General features: G+C 59.8%; 3 protein-coding genes. All 3 read right to left on the bottom strand.

Annotated features, from left to right (window positions below):
- Positions 1-795: hypothetical protein (locus WA989_RS18030; protein WP_424341853.1), on the bottom strand; the 795-nt coding region annotated here is incomplete at its 3' end.
- 92 nt (positions 796-887) lie between these two features.
- Complete coding sequence (gene ahcY / locus WA989_RS18025; RefSeq protein ID WP_424341854.1) at positions 888-2288, bottom strand: adenosylhomocysteinase; 1401 nt, start codon at positions 2286-2288, stop codon at positions 888-890.
- Between the two features lie 140 nt (positions 2289-2428).
- The coding region (locus WA989_RS18020; RefSeq protein WP_424341852.1) for a phage tail protein at positions 2429-3099 on the bottom strand (671 nt) is incomplete at its 5' end.

The raw sequence follows: 3099 nt of genomic DNA, 5'->3' as shown, positions 1-3099 counted from the left end.
CTTGTATTCTTCCGCCCAGCGGTCGCGGTATCGCGACGCATCGAAATCCGGATTGAGCTCTTTGGCCCCGGCGATGCGTGTCTCGACAGTCGCCGGCTGGCCCTGCCCTTTCAGGTAGCAGCTCAGGTTCGGCGCACCGCGGAACCCCATGAAACCTGTGCGCCGCTCATCGACACCATTGGCGATCGCGCCGCCTTCATATGCGCTCACGATGATCCCGTCGATGTCCGCGCCGGACGCCGTCTGGATGTTCCACATCACCGCATTGTAGGAAGTGAGGACAAGGAATACGGGCGCATCGGTCTCGGTCACGAGCACATCGATACGTGTCACCCATTCCACTGAATTACCGCGCGCAAACGCGGCGGCCTGGCTCGCCATCGCAGACTGTTCGAAACTGGAATCCGACATCGACCCGGCGATCAGGCGTTGCCGGTCTATACGAGACTGAAGTTGCCCTGCGTTCTTGCTATCAGCCACATATTGAAGGGGTGTTTTTTCTCCGCCGCCATAGGTGTAGACGAAGGCCAGCTTCGCCCGGCTGGACGGGCGCGGCATCCGGCAATTCGGATCGGCATCGACAAATTCGAAATCTGTTGGCGCGCCCGAGTTGACGAGATTGGGCTGGCCGCCCGAGACCTGTTGCAGGATGGCCGGATCAGCGCCGCTCGCCACCATGAGCGGATAATCCGGCGGGATCTGCCGTCCATTGCTCTCGGCTTTCAGCATCGCCTCTGAGCAGGATGACAGCAGCACTGTCAGCGTCACGAGCACTAGCCGCGCCATAAGACCCATGAAGAAACCCTCCGTGATCAGGCAGGGACCTGACCACGGAGGGCTTGAAATCCGGCAAAGCCGATCGGTGAAATTTCACCTATAGCATCAGCCTAGTAGCGGTAGTGCTCTGGCTTATAAGGGCCTTCCGGCGTCACGCCGATATAGTCGGCCTGCTCTTCGGACAGCTCTGTCAGGCCAACATTCAGCTTGTTGAGGTGAAGACGGGCAACCTTCTCATCGAGATGCTTCGGCAGCGTGTAGACCGAGTTCTTGTACTCCCCGTCATTCTTGTGCAGCGCGATCTGGGCCAGCGTCTGGTTCGTGAAAGACGCCGACATTACGAAGGACGGGTGGCCCGTCGCATTGCCGAGGTTCACCAGACGGCCTTCGGACAGAAGGATGATGCGCTTGCCATCCGGAAAGGTGATCATGTCGACTTGCGGCTTGATATTGTCCCATTTGAAATTGCGCAGGCCTTCGACCTGAATTTCATTGTCGAAGTGGCCGATATTACAGACGATCGCCATGTCCTTCATCGAACGCATGTGATCGACGGTGAGGATGTCCTTGTTGCCGGTTGCGGTGACGAAGATGTCGGCTTTCGGGGCCATGTCGTCGAGCGTCTGGACGTCATATCCGTCCATCGCCGCCTGCAGGGCGCAGATCGGGTCGACTTCGGAGACGGTGACGCGGGCGCCGGCGCCTGACAGCGAGGCCGCAGAGCCCTTGCCGACATCGCCATAGCCGGCGACGAAAGCGGTCTTGCCGGCCATCATCACGTCCGTGCCGCGGCGGATCGCGTCGACGAGGCTCTCTTTACAGCCATACTTGTTGTCGAATTTCGACTTGGTGACACTGTCATTGACGTTGATCGCCGGGAAAGGCAGCTCGCCGCGCTTTTCCAGCTGGTAAAGCCGGTTCACGCCGGTCGTCGTTTCTTCGGACACGCCCTTGATGCCAGCCTTGATGCGGGCAAACCAGCCTGGGCTTTCCTTGATACGCTTCTTGATCTGCTTGAAGAGGGCGACCTCTTCTTCAGAACCTGGATTGTCGAGCACGGACGGGTCTTTCTCGGCTTTCTCGCCGATGATCAGATACATGGTCGCGTCGCCGCCATCATCGAGAATGAGGTTGACCGTCTCGCCATTTGGCCATTCGAAGATCTTGTCTGCGAAGTCCCAATACTCTTCCAGCGTCTCGCCCTTGTGCGCGAAGACCGGTGTGCCAGCGTCGGCGATCGCGGCGGCGGCATGGTCCTGCGTCGAATAGATGTTGCACGAGGCCCAGCGCACTTCGGCGCCAAGCGCTTCCAGCGTCTGGATCAGAACGGCGGTCTGGATGGTCATGTGCAGCGAGCCGGCGATGCGCGCGCCTTTCAGCGGCTGCTCGGAGCCATATTCTTCGCGCGCGGCCATCAGGCCCGGCATTTCGGTTTCTGCAATGGCGATTTCCTTGCGGCCGAACTCGGCCTGGGAGATGTCTGCTACAGCGTAGTCTTTGGACATATCAATGATCCTTTATATGTTTATATGGCCGTCTAACGGAAGCAGCGCGGAAGGGCAAGTTGCAGTCGAATATTTAGCTGCCGAAAGCGCAGGATTCCCGCAAGACGATGGTCTTGCAGGTCATGTAGCGCTGGTTCTGATTGGGTCTAGTTCCGCGAGGGATAGAGGCCCTGGATCGCAACACAGTACTGGATCGCCGCAGATGGCGGCATGATATTGACCGGAACGCCGCCTCCCGTTTCGGAGACCACGACCGTGCCCGGCGCCATCGCTGTCTCAGGTGAAGCAGACCCGTAAGCGTCAGTGCCATCCGTTCCGAAATCGGCAACCGATCCGCCCGCGGGCGAAGGCGTGTCCGGCGCACCCTTGCTCGCACGAGCGGTGGCTTCATGGCTGTGGGCCGGCAGGTTCTCAACGCTCAGCGTGGCTGTTTCAGATCCGAATGTCTCGCCCCAGCGCCGGTCGCTCAGACCAGGCCCCTGCCCGGTCCCGACAATGACGCGCCCGCGCAGGTCAGGGAGCGCAAACGTTGTGCGCCCATCTCCGCCATAAGTGGTCCCGTAAAGGGAGAACAGCGCCGAATACTGCGAAATCGGCAATAACTGGCCGTGCGCCGGCATCCAGCTGCGCGGACAGAAATTGTAAGGATAGATTGCGACTTCACCGATATAGGGGTCCGGCCCTGCAGACGCCGCCGGCGCGAACACTGTTCCAGTACACATCGCAGCGAGCGCCGCGCCCATGATCTGGATCTTCATGACAATTGTCCTCACCCAGTTTTGATTATGCTGGCGAGGCGAGCGGTCGCCACCGACCC

Source organism: Henriciella sp., from assembly GCF_049649345.1.
Lineage (GTDB): Bacteria > Pseudomonadota > Alphaproteobacteria > Caulobacterales > Hyphomonadaceae > Henriciella.
This window is presented reverse-complemented; position numbering and strand designations above follow the sequence as displayed.